Source organism: Mesorhizobium sp. M1334 (assembly GCF_040317995.1).
GTDB lineage: Bacteria > Pseudomonadota > Alphaproteobacteria > Rhizobiales > Rhizobiaceae > Mesorhizobium.
Genome location: NZ_JAMYLM010000021.1, coordinates 11,764 through 28,874, shown reverse-complemented (window position 1 = coordinate 28,874; position 17,111 = coordinate 11,764). Strand labels below are relative to the sequence as shown.

The window sequence follows — 17,111 nt, the reverse complement described above, 5'->3', positions numbered from 1 at the left end:
ACAAGCAGAGGGCACCGTTATTGCCCGCCCCACTTGGCCTTCGAAAGACTGCCACCGCTCCCTGACAATGGCGCTCTTGAAGCCGGAAACAGGAAAAAGCTATGTCATCGCAAAAGGCGAAGCAAGCAAAAACCCTGAAGTGATGTTGCGGTGCAATATCGACTATGGTGCATGGCAATATAAAGATACAAACAAGAGAAGTATCCTGAGTGGCACTATTGCGAGAATGACTGCCAGCGGCCGACATATATAATATCCATATTGTTATTGTATTATTGCGCGATTCGTGTTGGAATTTATTTCCATGTAATTTACAAGGTCGCTTCGAGGTAAGTATGCGGGCGCCTGGTTGGTTGCCGATAGTGGGCGAGGCATGAAATGACCGCTGGAAGCGGGGTGTGCAGCGGGCCGTGAATCCAACTTTTGCCGGTCGACAGGGCATTCCTCCTTTGGTCCTATAAGCAGGCCATGGGAGCTTGACTGGCTTTGCGGTACGTCGCCAATTGGCGCGATGATCCTGTCCGGATACATCGTGTCAAGGCCAACTGGAGGTTCCCTCATGATCAGATCTGTTGGGTCTTTTATCCTACCGCTGGTCTTTTCGGCGACTCTGGCCTTTGCGAACCCGGCCAGCGCCGCGGGAGACTACCCGACGGCAACGATTGCCGACTACGTGCTCGGCTGCATGCAAACAAATGGCCAGACACGTCAGGCGCTTGAAAGCTGTTCGTGCTCGATCGATGTTATCGCCTCGATCCTTCCTTACGTTCATTATGAGAGGGCGGAGACCTTCAAAAGCATGTCGCTGACGACAGGGGAGGCGGCAGGGTTGTTTCGCGAAAGCGCGCCAGCGAAGGCGGCGCGGGCGGAACTGAAACGCGCGCAGGCTGAAGCCGACGTACGTTGCTTTTAGTCAGGCGGAACAGGCACGCGTGGCGGTGCCTCACAGTGCCGCCATTTCTATTGGCCATTGGCTGCGAAATTACTTGCAATCCGCATTCGAGCCGTAAAGCGACCAGGTCACGCCCGGAAAGTTTTGGTGGAACGAAAAGGTCGCTCATCACAACCGGCTTTGAGGCGAGGATGGCGGCTGCCCCCACAGCCGACAAGCGCAGCGAAACAGGACCTTTGTACGATTGACTTCCTTCATCGGCAGGCTAGCTTTTCGAGGCGTGCCGGTGCTGCCGGTCCCGGGGGAAAGGACGAATAGTTCGCTCTCCCGCACAAAAACGGATGCCGGCGGTCTAGGCATCGACACGCGTAAATTATCCAGGGCACTCACACGATCAATGAGGAAATGCCATGCGCGCAGTCGCATTTTTTACCGCCGTGTCCGTTGCCACCTTTGTCACTACCCAGTCTCAGGCACAGGATGCCGCGGCGGGTGAGAAGGTGTTTGCCAAATGCAAGGTCTGCCACGTCGCAGACAAGGACCAGAACAAGGTCGGTCCGTCGTTGAACGGCGTCATCGGCCGAACGGCCGGCACGCATCCGGGGTTCAGCTATTCCAAGGCCATGACCGAGGCCGGCAAGTCGGGCGTCAAATGGGACGAAGCCACGCTGACGACCTACCTTCGCGATCCCAAGGCGATGGTCAAAGGCACGAAGATGGCGTTCGCCGGCCTCAAGAAAGACGAGGACATCGCCAATGTCATCGCCTACCTGAAGCAATTCTCCAAATAACGCGGTCCCGCCGGCCATTTGGAGTGCGCCCGGCCGGCGTTGGCCTGGGCTTTGCGCTTGGGGTCACGCAGCGTCTTGCAGCGTCTGCATCGCGGACGGTAGATCGAACAGGCTGTCGCAAACGAGGTCGGCGCCAAGCTCTTCAACGGGAATTTGGCTGTATCCGCCACGCAGCAGAATGACTGCCATGCCCGCCGCGCGGGCGGCGGCCATGTCGGCGCTGCTGTCTCCGACCATCAGCGTATCACGAGGTTCGACCTGAAGCTGGTCGAGCGCAAGCAACAGCGTATCTGGCGCCGGCTTCAAGTATGTCACCGCGTCTCCGCCGACGATCGCGCCGAGATAGTCCGTCAGCCCAAAATGCAGCAGGATTTCGCGTGCCGCCAACTGCGGCTTGTTGGTCACCACGCCCATGGCTATTCCGCTCAAATGCAAGTGCGTGAGAACCTCCCTTACGCCAGGCATTAGCCTCGTGCGGCCGGTCAGATGCCTGCGATAGATCGGCGCCATGACGCGGTTGGCTTCATCGAGCGCGCTGCCGAGGAGCGGCGTACCGGAAGCCGCGAAAGCTCGCTCGACCAGTTTCCTGATGCCGCCGCCGATCATGGCCTTGACCTGATCCAGGCGCAGCGGCGGCAGATCGCGGCCGGCCAGCAATTCGTTGACGGCCGCCGTTATATCAGGCGCCGAATCGACCAGCGTACCGTCGAGATCGAACAGGACCGCCTTGGGCGATCGAAACGGCCTGCCTGCGCCGACGTTCATGCAGCATCCTTCCACTTGATCGAACAGCCGATCGAAGCGATCTGGTCCAGCGGTCCGTCGCCGGTTCGGGCAACCTGCTTCATCGCCTCGAACAGATCGCGCCTGAGCCCAGGCGGTCCAACGTCGCGTCGCGACGCGTCAAGCCGGCCGCGATATTGCAGCGTCAACTCATTGTTGAGCCCGAAGAAATCCGGAGTGCAAACGGCTCCGTAGGCACGCGCCACCCTCTGGTGCTCGTCGTGGAGGTAGGGGAAAGTGAAGCCGTTCGTCCTGGCGAAAAGTTTCATGTTGTCGAAGGAATCATCGGGGTAGGCGTCGGCATCGTTTGAGTTGATGGCGACAAAGCCGACGCCTTCTGCCTTGAGGTCGTTGGCATCGCGCACCATGCGCGGAATCGCCGCCTTCACATAGGGGCAGTGGTTGCAGATGAAAGCCACCACCAAGCCGTTCGGGCCGGCGTGGCTGAAGATGGAATGCGATTTGCCGTCGATGCCGGGCAAAACGAAATCGACGGCTTGCCAGCCGAAATCACAGACAGGTGGGATTGCCCCCATGTTGCCCTCCGATGAGATGGTTTTACGCGGCTTTCTGGAGCGCCCCGTCGGCCGCCTGCCTGATGGCGCCGATATTGGCACGATAGGCAGCCTCGGTGCCACCCTTGAAAATGGCCGAGCCGGCGACCAGCACATTGGCGCCGGCCGCGGTGACCAGCGGAGCGGTCTCGGGCGTGACGCCGCCGTCGATCTCGATGTCGATCGGACGTTGGCCAACCAGCGCCTTGACCCGCCTGACCTTGTCGACGACAGCCGAAATGAATGCCTGGCCGCCGAAGCCCGGATTGACCGTCATCAGAAGCACAAGATCGAGCCGGTCAAGCACATATTCGATCACGCTTTCCGGCGTTGACGGGTTCAGCGACACGCCGGCCTTCTTGCCGAGATTCCTGATTGCCTGCAGCGAACGGTCGAGATGCGGCCCGGCCTCGGCGTGCACCGTGATGACGTCGCAGCCGGCATCGGCGAAGGCGGCGAGATAGGCGTCGGCCGGCGCGATCATCAGATGGCAATCGAAGACCTTGTCCGTCCGATCACGGATCGCCTTGACCACCGCCGGACCGAAGGTGATGTTGGGCACGAAATGGCCGTCCATCACGTCGAGATGGATCCAGTCGGCACCCGCCCGGACGACTGCATCGACCTCGTCGCCGAGCCGCGAGAAGTCCGCGGAAAGCACCGAGGGCGCGATGATTGTCTTGGTACCCATGGTCGTCGGATCCCATTCTGTCGTCCGTTTCCAGTCGCTGCACAGCAACCGGCGTCATCTTGTCAGCGCGCCTTCGTCTCCGGTTCACCTTCGAGCTTACCTTCCGCGAATACGCGGCTGCCACGAATATCGGATTCCTCGATGGTGATAAGATCGGTTTTCGTCAACGCCCGGTCGCGCGATGCGAAAAGCCGGTTGGCCTGGCGAAGCCGCGCCCGGTCGAGCCCATTGCGGACCGATCGGGCGTTGGAGAAATGCGGCAGCCGCATGCGGATCGGGAGATACTCTTCGAGCGCCTTGGCCGCCGCTTCGCTGAGACGGTAATTCTGTTCCGCCAGCATGATCTCGGCGATCGATTTGAGTTCGCTGACGCCGTAGTCGGGAAAATCGAGGTGATGGGCGATGCGCGAACGCATGCCGGGATTGCTGTTGAAGAAGAAGTCCATCTTGTCCTTGTAGCCGGCGAGAATCACAACCAGATCGTCACGGTTGTTTTCCATGCACTGCAGCAGGATTTCGATCGATTCCTGACCGTAGTCGCGTTCGTTCTCGGGCTTGTAGAGATAGTAGGCCTCGTCGATGAAAAGCACCCCGCCCATGGCCCGCTTGATCACTTCGCGGGTTTTGGGCGCGGTGTGGCCCACATATTGGCCGACGAGATCGTCGCGCGTCACCGCGACCATATGCCCTTCGCGGGCATAGCCGAGACGATGCAGGATTTCGGCCATCCTCAGCGCCACGGTGGTCTTTCCGGTGCCGGGATTGCCCGTAAAGTTCATGTGCAGCGTCGGCGCGCCCGAGGTCAGCCCGAACTTGCGGCGAAGCCGGTCGACCAGGAGGAGCGCGGCGATCTCGCGGATGCGGGTCTTGATGGGCTTCAGGCCAACGAGTTCGCGGTCGAGCTTATCCATCACCTCGTCGATGTTGGACGCTTCGAACTCGGCCTGCAGATCAACCGATTCGCCCTGCGCGGCAGCGCCCTTTGCTATCGTGTCCAGCATGGCTTCGGCTAGCTCCGCTCGCCTTCGGGCCTGTCGGTCGCATAAGGCACGATCGAATAGCCCTGGCTGCGGCCGTCACGCTCCTGGCGCAGCAGCCGGAAGCCGGGTTCGTTAGGTGGCCGGTTAACGATGAATGACATGCGCGGCGCTTCCCAGCCCTTGGTCGAATCGAAGGCGGTGACCCGGACATACATGTTGGGCATGGCTTTCCGGCAATTGTTGACTTCAAGCAGGATGCCCGCCGGGTCCCTCAGGTCGAACATCGGGTTGCCGTACATTTCCCAATAGGTGTTTCGCGGATGCGGATCGTCCGTGTATTCGACGCTGACCGCCCAGTGGTTTTTCAGCGCATATTTGATCTGCGCCGAAATCTGCTCGTCCGTCAGGTCGGGCAGGAACGAAAACTGTCCCTGCGTGACCTTGTTTCCCGGATTGGTCATCATGGCGACGGTTCCTTTCGTCTAGAAGCTCGGCGTTGCGGTCGGCACAAAATCGGCCGTGTCGGTCGATTCGTAGTTGAAGGTGACGTCCTTCCACGTCTCCAGGGCCGCCTTGAGCGGCGTGCACCATCTGGCCGCCTGTTCGAGGATCTTGGTCCCTTCGCGCAGATAGTCGCGGCCCTCGTTGCGGGCGAGGATCATCGACTCCAGCGCGACGCGATTGGCCGTCGCCCCGGCCTGGATGCCGTCCGGATGGCCGATCGTGCCGCCGCCGAACTGCAGGATGACGTCCTCGCCGAGATAATGGATCAACTGGTGCATCTGGCCGGCATGGATGCCGCCCGAGGCGACGGGCATCACCTTGTTGAGCGAGGCCCAGTCCTGATCGAAGAACAGCCCGGTTTCGAGGTTCTGCGGCGTGCGCTCCTCGCGCAGCGTGTCGTAAAACCCCTTGATCATCAGCGGGTCGCCTTCCAGCTTGCCGACCACGGTGCCGGCATGGATGTGATCGACGCCGGCCATGCGCATCCATTTGCAGATGACACGAAAATTCATGCCGTGGTTCTTCTGGCGCGAATAGGTCGAGTTGCCGGCCCGGTGCAGGTGCAGGATCATGTCGTTGCGGCGTGCCCACTTGGCCATCGACTGGATCGCCGTATAGCCAATGACGAGGTCGATCATGACGATGCAGGAGCCAAGCTGTTTTGCGAATTCGGCGCGCTCGTACATCTCCTCCATCGTGCCGGCGGTGACGTTGAGATAATGGCCCTTGACTTCGCCGGTGGCGGCCGACGCCTTGTTCACAGCCTCCATGCAGTAGAGGAAACGGTCGCGCCAATGCATGAAGGGCTGCGAGTTGATGTTCTCGTCGTCCTTGACGAAGTCGAGGCCACCCTTCAGCGCCTCGTAGACGACGCGGCCGTAGTTGCGGCCTGACAGGCCAAGCTTCGGCTTGGTCGTCGCGCCGAGCAGCGGTCGGCCGAACTTGTCGAGCCGCTCGCGTTCCACCACGATGCCGGTCGCCGGGCCCTGGAAGGTCTTGAGGTAAGCCACCGGAATGCGCATGTCCTCGAGCCGCAAGGCCTTGACTGCCTTGAAGCCGAACACGTTGCCGATGATCGATGCAGTCAGGTTGGCGATTGAGCCTGGCTCGAACAGGTCGAGGTCGTAGGCGATATAGGCGAAGTACTGCTGCTCGATCCTGGTGCCGGGACCTGTGTTCGGCACCGGCTCGGATTTGAACGCCTTGGCGCGATAAAGCTCGCAGGCGGTGAGCCTGTCGGTCCACACCACCGTCCATGTCGCGGTAGAGGATTCACCGGCGATGGCCGCGGCCGCCTCTTCGTGGTCGACGCCGGGCTGCGGCGTGATCCGAAACATGGCGATCAGGTCGGTCTCCTTGGGCCGGTAGTCCGGCTCCCAGTAGCCCATCTTCTTGTAAGGAATGACGCCCGACTTGTAGCGTTCGCTGCCTTCCTTGAGCGTGCCTGCTGACGGCATGTCGATCTTGTTCATGACAGGTCTCCTGTTGCCGCTCAGGCGGCTTTCGCAGTTGCGATATGCGGGTCGAGCTTTCCCGCGATGTAACGTTTCGCCATCTCATCCATGGCGATCACCCTGATCTTCGACGCGTGGCCTGCGGTGCCGAAGCGTTCGAAGCGATCGCGGCAAAGGTCGCGCAGGGCGTCCATGGCGGGTTTCAGGAATTTTCGCGGATCGAATTCGCGCGGGTCCTGCGTCGCGACGCGGCGGAACTGCCCGGCCATGGCCATTCGGCAATCAGTGTCGATGTTGACCTTGCGCACGCCGTAGCGGATGCCGCGCTCGATTTCCTCGACCGGGACGCCAAAAGTCTGGGGCATCTCGCCGCCATAGTTGTTGATGATGTCCTGCAGTTCCTGCGGCACGGAGGAAGACCCATGCATGACCAGATGCGTGTTGGGCAGCTTTTCGTGGATCGCCTCGATCACCTGCATGGCCAGGATGCCGCCGTCAGGCTTGCGGCTGAATTTATAGGCACCGTGCGAGGTACCGCAGGCGATCGCCAGCGCGTCGACCCGGGTGGCGGTCACGAAGTCGACCGCCTGATCGGGATCGGTCAAAAGCTGGTCATGGGAAAGCGCACCTTCGGCGCCGTGCCCGTCCTCGGCCTCGCCCTGGCCGGTTTCCAGCGAGCCGAGCACGCCGAGCTCGCCTTCGACTGAAGCGCCGACCCAATGCGCCATGCGTGCGACACGTTCGGTGATGGCGACGTTGTAGTCGTAGCTCGCCGGCGTCTTGGCGTCCGCCATCAATGACCCGTCCATCATCACCGAGGTGAAGCCGTGGCGGATCGCCGACAGGCAGGTGGCTTCGTTGTTGCCGTGATCCTGATGGATGCAGAGCGGAATGGCCGGATGGATTTCGGTCAAAGCCTCCATCATCTTGGCCAGCATGATGTCATTGGCATAGGAGCGGGCGCCGCGCGAGGCCTGGATGATGACCGGCGCGTCGCAGGCCCTGGCCGCCTCCATGATGGCGAGGCCCTGTTCCATGTTGTTGATATTGAATGCCGGCACCCCGTAGCCGTGCTCGGCGGCATGGTCGAGAAGCTGGCGAAGGGTGATGCGGGCCATGGGTCGTCCTCCTAGATGATGAGCTTCAGCGCCGCTGCCGCGACGGCTTCGGGCGTGATGTCGAAATGCCGGTAGAGATCCGGGGCAGGGGCGCTGGCGCCGAAACCAGCCATGCCGACGAAAGCGCCGGTGTCGCCGATCCAGCGGTCCCAGCCGAGCCGTGCTGCGGCTTCGATGGCGATGCGCGGCGCCGAGCCGAGGACGGCCTTGCGGTAGTCCGCGTCCTGTTCCTCAAAGAGCTCCCAGCACGGCATCGAGACGACCGCGGCGGCGATGCCGTGCTCGGTCTCCAGCCGTTCGGCGGCGGCAATAGCAATCTCGACCTCCGAGCCGGTGGCGATCAGCGTCACGGCGCGGTGCCGGGCTGGCTCGCGCAGGATGTAGCCGCCACGGCTCGACCGGTTCTCGTCGCCGTGCCCCTGGCGCAGCATCGGCAGGTTCTGGCGCGAGAGCACCAGCACGCTTGGCCGGTTCTCGCTTCTCAGTGCCAGTTCCCAGCATTCCGCCGTTTCGATGATGTCGGCCGGACGGAAGACGTTGAGGTTTGGCGTCGCCCGCAGCATCGCCAGGTGCTCGACCGGCTGGTGGGTCGGGCCGTCCTCGCCGAGACCAATGGAATCGTGCGTCATCACATAGATGACGCGCTGGCCCATGAGCGCCGAGAGCCGCATCGCGCCGCGCGCATAGTCGGCAAAGCACAGGAACGTGCCGCCATAAGGCACGAAGCCGCCATGCAGCGCGATGCCGTTCATGGCCGCGGCCATGCCGTGCTCACGGATGCCGTAGTGAATGTAGCGGCCGGCATAGTCATTAGGCGCTATGCGATCCATCCCCTTGGTGATCGTCAGGTTCGAATGAGTCAGATCGGCGGAGCCGCCGACGGTCAGGTCGGTTGCGGCGTTGATTGCGCCGAGCGCCATTTCGGAGGCTTTTCGCGTTGCAACCTTGGTCGCCTTCCCGATATGCTCCTTGCGGAAAGCGCCGAGCGCTTCGAAGACCGCCTCGGGCAGGGCGCCAGCGACCGCGCTCTCGAAGGCCTCACGCTGCGGCGAGGCGGCAAGCCGCTGCTCCCAGGCGCGCCGTGCCGCTTGACCGCGGCTGGCGATCTCGCGCCAGGCGAAAAGGATGTCGTCCGGCACCTCGAACGGCGCGTAGGCCCAGCCGATGTTCTCGCGCGTCGCGGCGATCTCCGCATCACCAAGCGGTGCGCCATGTGTCTTTTCCGAACCGCCCAGGTTGGGCGCTCCCTTGGCGATCACCGTGCGGCAGGCGATCAGAGACGGCTGGTCCGATTGCTGCGCCGCTTCGACTGCCGCTGCGACGGTTTCGGTGTCGTGGCCGTTCACCGACTGGACATGCCATCCAGCGGCTTTGAACCGTGCCGGCTGGTCCATCGATGTCGACAGCGAAGTCGGTCCGTCGATCGAGATCGCATTGTCGTCCCAGAAGACGATCAGCCGGGAAAGCTTCAGGTGACCGGCAAGATCGATCGCCTCGTGGCTGATGCCTTCCTGCAGGCAGCCGTCGCCGGCGATCACGTAGGTGAAATGGTCCACGAGATCGGCGCCGTGGCGGGCAGCAAGCATGCGCTCCGCCAGCGCCATGCCGACGGCGGTCGAAATGCCTTGTCCAAGCGGACCGGTCGTCGTCTCGATGCCAAGCGCATGGCCATATTCCGGATGTCCGGCGGTGCGGCTGCCCAGCTGGCGAAACCGCTGCAACTCCTCGATCGGCATGTCCTCGTAGCCGAGCAGGTAATGCAGCGCATATTGCAGCATCGAGCCGTGCCCGGCCGACAGCACGAAGCGGTCGCGATCGGGCCAGTTGGGGGCCGACGGATCGATATTGATGAAGCGGCTGAACAGCACCGTTGCGACATCGGCCATGCCCATCGGCATGCCCGGATGACCGGAATTGGCCTTTTGGACGCTGTCCATCGCTAGAGCGCGAATGGCGTTCGCCATGTCGCGTTCCGAGACGGCGGCGACGGGCTTCAGTGCTGCTGCCTGGCTGTTCATGGCGTCCTCCTCACGACACACGGTTCTTGCGTTCGATCAATTGCAGGATGAGCGGCGTCAGGATCAGCTGCATGGCAAGGTCGAGCTTGTTGCCGGGCACCACTATGGAATTCGGCCGCGACATGAACGAGTCGTGGATCATCGAAAGCAGGTAGGGGAAATCGATGCCGCGGGGATTGGCGAAGCGGATGACCAGCATCGATTCGTCGGGTGTCGGAATCCAGCGCGCGATGAATGGATTGGACGTGTCGACGATCGGCACGCGCTGGAAGTTGATGGCGGTCTGCGAAAACTGCGGGACGATGTAGCGGACGTAGTCCGGCATGCGGCGCAGGATCACGTCCATCACCGCCTCTGTGGAATAGCCGCGCGTTGCGCGGTCGCGGTGGATCTTCTGGATCCATTCCAGATTTATGACTGGCACCACGCCGATCCTAAGGTCAGCGTGCCTGGCCAGGTTGATCTTGTCGGTGACGACGCAGCCGTGCAGGCCCTCGTAGAAGAGCAGGTCGCTCGGAGGAAATTCGCGCCATTCGGTGAAATGTCCCGGCGGCGTGCCGTACTGCTTCTCCTCATCCTCGTCATGGATGTAGGTGCGGGTCTTTCCGGTTCCCCGGCGGCCATATTCCTCGAATACCTCTTCGAGGATTGCCAATTCATTGGCCTCGGCATGGAAGTGGGTGAAGTTCGGATTGCCCGCCTTTTCCTCCTCGGCCACCTTCGCCTTCATCGTGGCGCGGTCGTAGCGATGGAAAGCATCGCCTTCGATGAAGGCGGCCCCGATGTTCTCGCGCCGGAAGATCAGTTCGAAGATGCGCTTGACAGAGGTGGTGCCTGCGCCCGACGACCCGGTGATGGTAATGATGGGGTGCTTTGCCGACATGGTGTTCAGGCCCTGAAAAGGCCGCGGCGGCTGAACAGCGGCGCGCGTTCGCCGATGGCGCTCGGTTCGGTGTGGTAGCGGGTGACGCGCGCGACTTCGCGCGCCGATCCGAAAACCATGGGCACGCGCTGGTGAAGGTTCTCTGGTTCGATTTCGAGGATGCGGGTGATCGTATCGGTGGCGGCACCGCCCGCCTGTTCGACGAGATAGGCGATCGGGTTTGCCTCATAGACGAGGCGCAGTCGCCCCTGGCGGTAAGTCTTGCGCTTGTCGCCCGGATACAGGAATACGCCGCCGCGCATCAATATGCGGTAGCAGTCCGCGACCAGGGAGGCGATCCAGCGCATGTTGAAGTCCTTCTCGCGTGGGCCTTCGGTGCCTTCAAGGCAGTCGTCGATGTAGAGCCGCACCGCCTCGTCCCAATGCCGGTAGTTGGCGGCATTGATGGCGAACTCCTGGGTTCGCTGTGGGATGATCCGGCTCTCGTAGGCCTGGACGAAGGTGCCGAGCCGGGTCGAGAGAACGAAGACATGGGTGCCGCTGCCGAGCGACAGAACCAGCGCCAACTGCGGCCCGTAGATGAAGAAACCGGCGCCCAGCTGGTTCACGCCTGCCTGCAAAAACGAGGCGGCCGGATTCCTATCCGGCGCACCAATTGCAGGGAGGAGCGAGAAGACCGTTCCGATCGACACGTTGGTGTCGATGTTGGATGAGCCATCGAGCGGGTCGATGGCGATGGCAAGAGCCGCTTGCCTGTCGAGCAGCACCGGCTGCTCCAGTTCCTCGGAAGCGTAGAGCGCGACCGGAGCGTGGCGCATGGCGTCGAGGAAGATGTCATCGGCAAAGACATCGAGATCCTTCTGGATGTCGCCGTCAGCATTGGCGCCGCGGGTTCCGGCAAAGGCCGTGCCGAGCACCCCTTGATTGATGGTGTTGCGGATCGTGGTGGCCGCCTGCGTCAGCTGACGGATGGTCGCTACGACCGCGGAGCGCGGTTCGTCCGGCTCGCCAAGATAGGAGTTCAGAAAAGCGTCGAGCGTTGCCGCTGGCATCGTAACCTCCCGATCCAGCCGCCTCTCCTGGGGTCGGCCGGATTGGGAAAGGAGAACAAACGACGCTGGATAAGTAAAATTCAATAACTTTACTCCGGCAGTAAAAAAATTTTAGTATGCCATATGAGAAACCTCACGCTTAAGCAATTCAAGACCGTTCAGGCAATCATCAGCCACGGAAAAATCGTCAGCGCGGCCAAGGCGTTAGGCCTGTCTCCTCCAGCGGTGACGATCCAGTTGCGGCAGGTGGAGGAGGAGTTCCAACTGGCCTTGTTCGACCGGACGTCGGATGGCATGCGTCCCACTGCCGCAGGTCTGGCCTTCGTCGAGACGGCACAGGCCATCGAGGAGCGGCTTCGTCTGCTCGAAGACAAGATGGATGCGATCAAGGGCGTGCGCGCCGGCAGCTTGCGGCTCGGCGTCGTTTCCACGGCCAAATATTTCGCGCCGCGGCTGATGGCCGCCTTCATGAAGGAACATCCCGATATCGACATGCACCTTGCCATCGGCAACCGCGCCGAGACGATTGACAATCTGAAGAACCACGACATCGATATCGCGCTGATGGGACGCCCGGCCAAGGAAGTCCCGGTGCGTGCTTCGGTCTTCGGCGATCACCCGCTGGTCATCATCGCACCGCCCGACCACCCGCTGGCGTCGGCACGCGACATTTCCAAGGAGCGGATCGCCGAGGAGCATTTCCTCATTCGCGAGCCCGGCTCCGGAACGCGCATCTCACTGGAAATATTCCTGAGCGACGTGCCCGGCCGCATCGACGATCTCGGCGTCGAGATGGACTCGAACGAGACCATCAAGCAGGCGGTGATGGCCGGGCTCGGCATCGCGTTCATCTCTGCCCACACCATCGCTGCCGAAACCGAAGCCGGCCGGCTGGTTATCCTCGACGTTGTCGGCATGCCGATCCGCCGGCAATGGTTTTCGGTGATGCGCAGCGATCACGCGATTTCGCCGGCGATGGCGACCTTCCACGATTTTCTGATGCGCAAGGGCGCGATGTACCTGCCACTGTTCGGCAAGCTTTATCCGCACGAGGAACTGAACAGTAGAGGTCGCGCGAGTTAGCCTAGTTCAACAAGTTTCGGTCGTACTAGGGACGTGGCGTGCAAATAAAGGAGAACGGCGGTGGCGCTGAGCGGCAGCTTCGACTCGACTAACCCCTAAGGCTCGAACCATTTAGGATGGAAGTCCGAATGGAGCGACGCAACCGCTTGTCCGTATGGCTTAGCTGTGTCATGAGCGGTCGCTAAAGCGATCAAGGCCGAGCGGCCGGAGTCGACCCCTAAGCCGACCGTCGGAGGGCGGGCTGCAAGGTCCGCATCCGGCTGGTCAGGGGGCATCGCCCGAAATGGCTGCCTTTGGAGAGCTGTCTCGGACGAGGGACGGCTTTGCACCTCTTCCGGCACATGGTTCGGCAACCGTTGCTGTTCGTGTGTCAAGTTCCTCCGTCGAGTCCTCGTGGATGTCATCAGCGGCGGCTTGATCCTGCATACGGCAGGCTGGTCAATCCGACTTGCCGAGAGCTTTCAGGATGAATCGGATCTGCTCGCGCAGGCCCGCTTCGGTGTCTTCGCCGTATTGGACGCAGTGCTCGATCAGGATCGGATGGAGGAACGGCGTGAACGCGGTGTGGACGGCACGCGCCGCCGTAGCGGAATCGTCGACATTGAATTCGCCCGATTCGATGCCCTCGCGGATAATGACCCCTAAGGTAGTTACCACGTGCTCGATATGCGCCTTGATGGTCGCCCAGTTCTCCTGCATGGCGGCGACAATCAGGTCGTGCATGCGCCTTTCCTTGACCAGCGTCATCTTCTTGTGATGGTGAACGGCGGTCAGTAGCTGACCCAATTTCTCCCCGGCCGACGCGTTCGTGCGCGCGATTGCGAGGGCGATGTCAGCTACCTCGTTCAAAGCTTTCCCGCAGATGGATTCTTTGATTGCGTCCCTTGAGGGGAAGAAGCGGTAGATGTTTGCCGTGCTCATGCTGAGTTCGGAGGCGATGTCGGCCACCGACGTTTTGTTGTAGCCGATGCGGCGAAAGTGCCCCTCCGCCACCTCCAGGATGCGCGCGCGCACCTCGTCGGGATCAGTTCGCATTCGGAGCGGACGATTCATGGATGTCTCCAGGACTGATGAAACGGATCTGCCGCGCTCGCCCTGGGCGATCATCTGTAAGCGGCAAGATCGTCCGGCTGGCCTGCATATGTTCAGGCAAAACCGGCGGGCGAGAAGAGAATCGTCTCCTCCGACAACAGAGTCTTATTCGGCAGCCGTTGCTATTCGCAATTCCGGTTGCTCCGCCGCGTCCTCATGGGCCTCGTCAGCAGTCGGCTTGATCCGAAACCACGCGGCGTAGAGCGCAGGGAGGAAGAGCAGGATCAGCACCGTGCCGGCCGCCGTGCCGCCGATCAGCGTATAGGCCATCGATCCCCAGAACACGGAGTGCGTAAGGGGGATGAAAGCTAGCACGGCGGCAAGCGCCGTCAGGATCACCGGCCTCGTGCGTTGCACGGTGGCCTCAATCACGGCGTGATAGTCGTCGAGGCCGGCAGCACGGTTCTCCTTGATTTGTTCGGTCAGGATCAGGGTGTTGCGCATCAGGATGCCGGCCAGCCCTATCAGACCCAGAATGGCGTTGAACCCGAAGGGCTGGTTGAAGGTGAGCAACATCGGCACGACGCCGACGAGCCCAAGCGGTGCCGTCAGCACGACCATGGCCATCGTCGAGAAGGATCGTACCTGCAGCATGATGACGATCAGCATGGCGGCGATCATGGCCGGGAAGATCTTGCCCAAAGCGGTGTTGGCCTTCTCAGCCTCCTCGATCGATCCCCCCATTTCGATGCTATAGCCGGCCGGAAGGGACGCGATCAGCGGCTGGAGGGCTTTCATGATCTGCTTTGAGACCTCCGGAGGCTGAGTCGCTTCGTTTATGTCGGAGCGGATCGTGACGACGGGCGTCCGGTCGCGACGCTTCAGGATCGGCTCCTCAAGACGGATCTCCGAATGGCCTATCTGGTCGAGCGGAATCTGGCGGCCGTCCCGGCTCATCAGCGAGAAATCCGCCAGACGCGCCGGATCCAGCCGCTCAGCCCCAGCGCTGCGCGCCACGATGGGGACATTGCGAATGTCCTCGCGGACCTGCGTGACAGGGATGCCGGTGAGGAGGAACTGGAGCTGCTGGCCTACTTCCGCCGGCGAGAGGCCGATGAGGTTCAGTCGATCCTGGTCAGGGATGAAGCGCAGTACGGGCGTGCGGTTGCCCCAGTCGCGGTTGGCCTGCCGCACGTCCGGGACGGCCCGCATGATATCGAGGGCCTTCTCGGAAATGCTATAGAGTTGCGCGGGATCAGGCCCCGTGACCCGGAACTCGACAGGGAACGGCGTATAGGGTCCGAACACAAGCTGCGTGACGCGGACATTGGCTTCCGGCGCGAGCCCCTGCGATACCGCCTCCCGGAGCCGGTGCTTCAGCGCCTCGCGCGCCTCCGCGTCCGGTGTCAGCACGACGATCTTGGCAAAGGCAGGATCAGGCAGTTCCGGTGCCATCGCGAAGAAGAAGCGCGGAGCGCCCTGACCGACGTAGCTCGTCACGATCTTGGCTTCGGGCTGGCCGTCCAGCCAGTGCTCCAGCTTCTCCACTGTGGCGGTCGTCGTCTCGATGCTGGTGCCTTCCGGCAGACGAACCTCGACCAGCACTTCAGGGCGATCGGATGTCGGGAAGAACTGCTGTTTCAGGCTGCCCATGCCGACAACCGAAAGTGCGAAGACGATGCCGACGACACCGCAGGTTACGAACTTGTGGCGCACGGCAAAGATGATGAGCCGGCGAAGGCGCCGATAGTTCGGTGTGTCGTATATGGCGTGAACGCCGCCTTCGACCGGTTTGATCGCGGGCAGCATCTTGACGCCAAGGTAGGGCGTGAAGACCACGGCGACGATCCAGGAGACGATGAGAGCGAACCCTACGACCCAGAAGATATTGCCGGCGTACTCGCCGGCCGTCGAGCGTGCGAAGCCCACGGGCAGGAACCCAGCGATCGTCACGAGCGTTCCCGACAGCATCGGCGCCGCGGTATGGCTCCAGGCATAGGCCGCCGCCTTGATGCGATCCATGCCCTCTTCCATCTTCACCACCATCACCTCGATGGCGATGATAGCGTCGTCCACGAGAAGACCGAGCGCCAGGATGAGGGCGCCGAGCGTGATGCGATCGAAGAACCGGCCGGTCTCCAGCATGATGAGGAACACGGCGGCAAGCGTCAGCGGGACGGCGGCCGCCACGACGATGCCGACGCGCCAGCCCATGCTGAGCAGGCTGATCAGCAGCACGACACCGAGCGCCATCGCGAACTTCAACATGAACTCGTCGACCGCCGAGGTGATGTTGACGGCCTGGTCGGACACCTTGTCGAGCGTTATCCCAAGCGGCAATGTTCGTGCGATGGCCGCCGTTCGGTCCTCCAGCGCCTTGCCGAGCGCGCGACCGTCCCAACCCTCCTGCATAACGGCCGCGAGCATGATGGTGGGCTCGCCCTGGCGTCGGATGAGATAGGTGGGAGGGTCCTCGTAGCCGCGGCGGACCTCGGCAACGTCGGAAAGCTTCAGCGTCCGCCCCCCGGCAACGATCGGCGTGTCGGCGATAGCCTGGACACTGTCATAAGCGCCGTTGAGCCTGATGAAGACCTGCGGCCCCTGAGTATCGATCGAGCCCGCCGGTGTGACGGTGTTCTGCCGCTGCAATGCGACGATGATATCCTGTGCCGACACGCCCAGCGTTGCCAGCTTGGCATAGGAGAACTCGACGAATATCTGTTCGGGGCGCTCACCGAGGATGTTGATCTTCTTGACGCCGGGCACGTGCAGGAGGTCCTGTCGAATCGCCTCGGCCTGCCTGGCCAGCTCACGCATCGGCATGCCTCTGGCCTTCAGCGCATAAAGGGCGAAGCTCACATCCGAATATTCGTCGTTGACGAAGGGGCCGTAGACGCCCGGCGGCAGGTTGCGGGCTTCATCCCCCAGCTTCTTGCGGGCCTGGTAAAACTCTTCCTGCACGACGGATGGCGGCGTGCTGTCCTTCAGCGTGACCGTCATATAGGCGTAGCCCGGCCGCGTGGTGGTCTCGACCCGATCGTACCAGGTGAGCTCCTGAAGCCGCTTCTCCAACGGCTCGGCGACAAGGTCCTGCATCTCGCGGGCCGTCGCGCCCGGCCATGCCGTCGTGACCGTCAGGGTCTTAATGGTGAAGTTGGGATCCTCCGCCCGCCCGAGTATAAGGAACGCGTAGGCGCCGGCCGCCACGAGCAGGAGGATGAAGAAAAGGGTGACGGCCCGTTCGCGAACGGCGATCGCTGAAACATTGAGGTCCAT

At 62.0% G+C, this 17,111-nt stretch carries 15 protein-coding genes; 3 read left to right on the top strand and 12 right to left on the bottom strand.

Annotated elements, in window-relative coordinates; all coding sequences use genetic code 11:
* Nucleotides 1–559 precede the first annotated feature (559 nt).
* Together NKH17_RS26355 and NKH17_RS26350 are read left to right on the top strand one after the other, a co-directional pair.
* A complete protein-coding gene (locus tag NKH17_RS26355; protein WP_352808178.1) occupies nucleotides 560–913 on the top strand; it encodes a hypothetical protein in 354 nt (117 codons plus the stop codon).
* A gap of 389 nt (nucleotides 914–1,302) precedes the next feature.
* Nucleotides 1,303–1,683: a c-type cytochrome gene (locus NKH17_RS26350; RefSeq protein ID WP_352808179.1), complete on the top strand. Its 381-nt coding sequence runs from the start codon at nucleotides 1,303–1,305 to the stop codon at nucleotides 1,681–1,683.
* A 63-nt stretch (nucleotides 1,684–1,746) separates the two neighbouring features.
* On the opposite strand, the gene gph is transcribed toward NKH17_RS26350, so the two are convergent.
* The 10 genes from gph to NKH17_RS26300 form a co-directional block, all read right to left on the bottom strand.
* The gene (gene gph, locus NKH17_RS26345) at nucleotides 1,747–2,448 is read right to left on the bottom strand and encodes a phosphoglycolate phosphatase (RefSeq protein WP_352808180.1); all 702 of its coding nucleotides are present in this window, start codon (nucleotides 2,446–2,448) and stop codon (nucleotides 1,747–1,749) included.
* The gene (locus NKH17_RS26340) at nucleotides 2,445–3,002 is read right to left on the bottom strand and encodes a thioredoxin family protein (RefSeq protein WP_352899910.1); all 558 of its coding nucleotides are present in this window, start codon (nucleotides 3,000–3,002) and stop codon (nucleotides 2,445–2,447) included. Before NKH17_RS26340 ends, gph begins: the two co-directional genes overlap by 4 nt.
* 22 nt (nucleotides 3,003–3,024) lie before the next feature.
* Nucleotides 3,025–3,711, bottom strand: coding sequence for a ribulose-phosphate 3-epimerase (gene rpe / locus NKH17_RS26335; protein ID WP_352808182.1), 687 nt, complete (start codon nucleotides 3,709–3,711; stop codon nucleotides 3,025–3,027).
* A 62-nt stretch (nucleotides 3,712–3,773) separates the two neighbouring features.
* On the bottom strand, nucleotides 3,774–4,712 hold the full coding sequence (gene cbbX / locus NKH17_RS26330; protein WP_352808183.1) for a CbbX protein: 939 nt from the start codon (nucleotides 4,710–4,712) through the stop codon (nucleotides 3,774–3,776).
* A gap of 8 nt (nucleotides 4,713–4,720) precedes the next feature.
* Nucleotides 4,721–5,155 carry a ribulose bisphosphate carboxylase small subunit gene (locus NKH17_RS26325; protein WP_254819809.1) on the bottom strand — a complete coding sequence of 145 codons (435 nt, stop codon included), beginning with the start codon at nucleotides 5,153–5,155 and terminating at the stop codon, nucleotides 4,721–4,723.
* 18 nt (nucleotides 5,156–5,173) lie between these two features.
* Nucleotides 5,174–6,667 carry a ribulose-bisphosphate carboxylase large subunit gene (locus tag NKH17_RS26320; protein WP_502895629.1) on the bottom strand — a complete coding sequence of 498 codons (1,494 nt, stop codon included), beginning with the start codon at nucleotides 6,665–6,667 and terminating at the stop codon, nucleotides 5,174–5,176.
* 20 nt (nucleotides 6,668–6,687) lie between these two features.
* Nucleotides 6,688–7,767: a class II fructose-bisphosphate aldolase gene (fba, locus tag NKH17_RS26315; RefSeq protein WP_352808184.1), complete on the bottom strand. Its 1,080-nt coding sequence runs from the start codon at nucleotides 7,765–7,767 to the stop codon at nucleotides 6,688–6,690.
* Nucleotides 7,768–7,778: 11 nt separating this feature from the next.
* On the bottom strand, nucleotides 7,779–9,785 hold the full coding sequence (tkt, locus tag NKH17_RS26310; RefSeq protein ID WP_352808185.1) for a transketolase: 2,007 nt from the start codon (nucleotides 9,783–9,785) through the stop codon (nucleotides 7,779–7,781).
* 10 nt (nucleotides 9,786–9,795) lie between these two features.
* Nucleotides 9,796–10,668, bottom strand: coding sequence for a phosphoribulokinase (locus NKH17_RS26305; protein ID WP_254819812.1), 873 nt, complete (start codon nucleotides 10,666–10,668; stop codon nucleotides 9,796–9,798).
* 5 nt (nucleotides 10,669–10,673) lie between these two features.
* Nucleotides 10,674–11,720, bottom strand: coding sequence for a class 1 fructose-bisphosphatase (locus tag NKH17_RS26300; RefSeq protein WP_352701440.1), 1,047 nt, complete (start codon nucleotides 11,718–11,720; stop codon nucleotides 10,674–10,676).
* A 123-nt stretch (nucleotides 11,721–11,843) separates the two neighbouring features.
* On the opposite strand from NKH17_RS26300, the gene NKH17_RS26295 reads away from it, so the two are divergent.
* Nucleotides 11,844–12,803, top strand: coding sequence for a LysR family transcriptional regulator (locus NKH17_RS26295; RefSeq protein WP_352899914.1), 960 nt, complete (start codon nucleotides 11,844–11,846; stop codon nucleotides 12,801–12,803).
* A 438-nt stretch (nucleotides 12,804–13,241) separates the two neighbouring features.
* Here the strand turns inward: NKH17_RS26295 and NKH17_RS26290 are convergent, their stop codons facing one another.
* Together NKH17_RS26290 and NKH17_RS26285 are read right to left on the bottom strand one after the other, a co-directional pair.
* Nucleotides 13,242–13,856, bottom strand: a complete 615-nt coding sequence (locus tag NKH17_RS26290) for a TetR/AcrR family transcriptional regulator (protein ID WP_352795824.1) — start codon at nucleotides 13,854–13,856, stop codon at nucleotides 13,242–13,244.
* A 144-nt stretch (nucleotides 13,857–14,000) separates the two neighbouring features.
* A complete protein-coding gene (locus tag NKH17_RS26285; RefSeq protein ID WP_352899916.1) occupies nucleotides 14,001–17,111 on the bottom strand; it encodes an efflux RND transporter permease subunit in 3,111 nt (1,036 codons plus the stop codon).

Excerpts from the sequence above, each read along its gene's own strand:
- NKH17_RS26355 (WP_352808178.1), top strand. The coding sequence starts at position 560 with ATGATCAGATCTGTTGGGTCTTTTATCCTACCGCTGGTCTTTTCGGCG.
- NKH17_RS26350 (WP_352808179.1), top strand. The coding sequence starts at position 1,303 with ATGCGCGCAGTCGCATTTTTTACCGCCGTGTCCGTTGCCACCTTTGTC.
- gph (WP_352808180.1), bottom strand. The coding sequence starts at position 2,448 with ATGAACGTCGGCGCAGGCAGGCCGTTTCGATCGCCCAAGGCGGTCCTG.
- NKH17_RS26340 (WP_352899910.1), bottom strand. The coding sequence starts at position 3,002 with ATGGGGGCAATCCCACCTGTCTGTGATTTCGGCTGGCAAGCCGTCGAT.
- rpe (WP_352808182.1), bottom strand. The coding sequence starts at position 3,711 with ATGGGTACCAAGACAATCATCGCGCCCTCGGTGCTTTCCGCGGACTTC.
- cbbX (WP_352808183.1), bottom strand. The coding sequence starts at position 4,712 with ATGCTGGACACGATAGCAAAGGGCGCTGCCGCGCAGGGCGAATCGGTT.
- NKH17_RS26325 (WP_254819809.1), bottom strand. The coding sequence starts at position 5,155 with ATGATGACCAATCCGGGAAACAAGGTCACGCAGGGACAGTTTTCGTTC.
- NKH17_RS26320 (WP_502895629.1), bottom strand. The coding sequence starts at position 6,667 with ATGAACAAGATCGACATGCCGTCAGCAGGCACGCTCAAGGAAGGCAGC.
- fba (WP_352808184.1), bottom strand. The coding sequence starts at position 7,767 with ATGGCCCGCATCACCCTTCGCCAGCTTCTCGACCATGCCGCCGAGCAC.
- tkt (WP_352808185.1), bottom strand. The coding sequence starts at position 9,785 with ATGAACAGCCAGGCAGCAGCACTGAAGCCCGTCGCCGCCGTCTCGGAA.
- NKH17_RS26305 (WP_254819812.1), bottom strand. The coding sequence starts at position 10,668 with ATGTCGGCAAAGCACCCCATCATTACCATCACCGGGTCGTCGGGCGCA.
- NKH17_RS26300 (WP_352701440.1), bottom strand. The coding sequence starts at position 11,720 with ATGCCAGCGGCAACGCTCGACGCTTTTCTGAACTCCTATCTTGGCGAG.
- NKH17_RS26295 (WP_352899914.1), top strand. The coding sequence starts at position 11,844 with ATGAGAAACCTCACGCTTAAGCAATTCAAGACCGTTCAGGCAATCATC.
- NKH17_RS26290 (WP_352795824.1), bottom strand. The coding sequence starts at position 13,856 with ATGAATCGTCCGCTCCGAATGCGAACTGATCCCGACGAGGTGCGCGCG.
- NKH17_RS26285 (WP_352899916.1), bottom strand. The coding sequence starts at position 17,111 with ATGGACCTCAATGTTTCAGCGATCGCCGTTCGCGAACGGGCCGTCACC.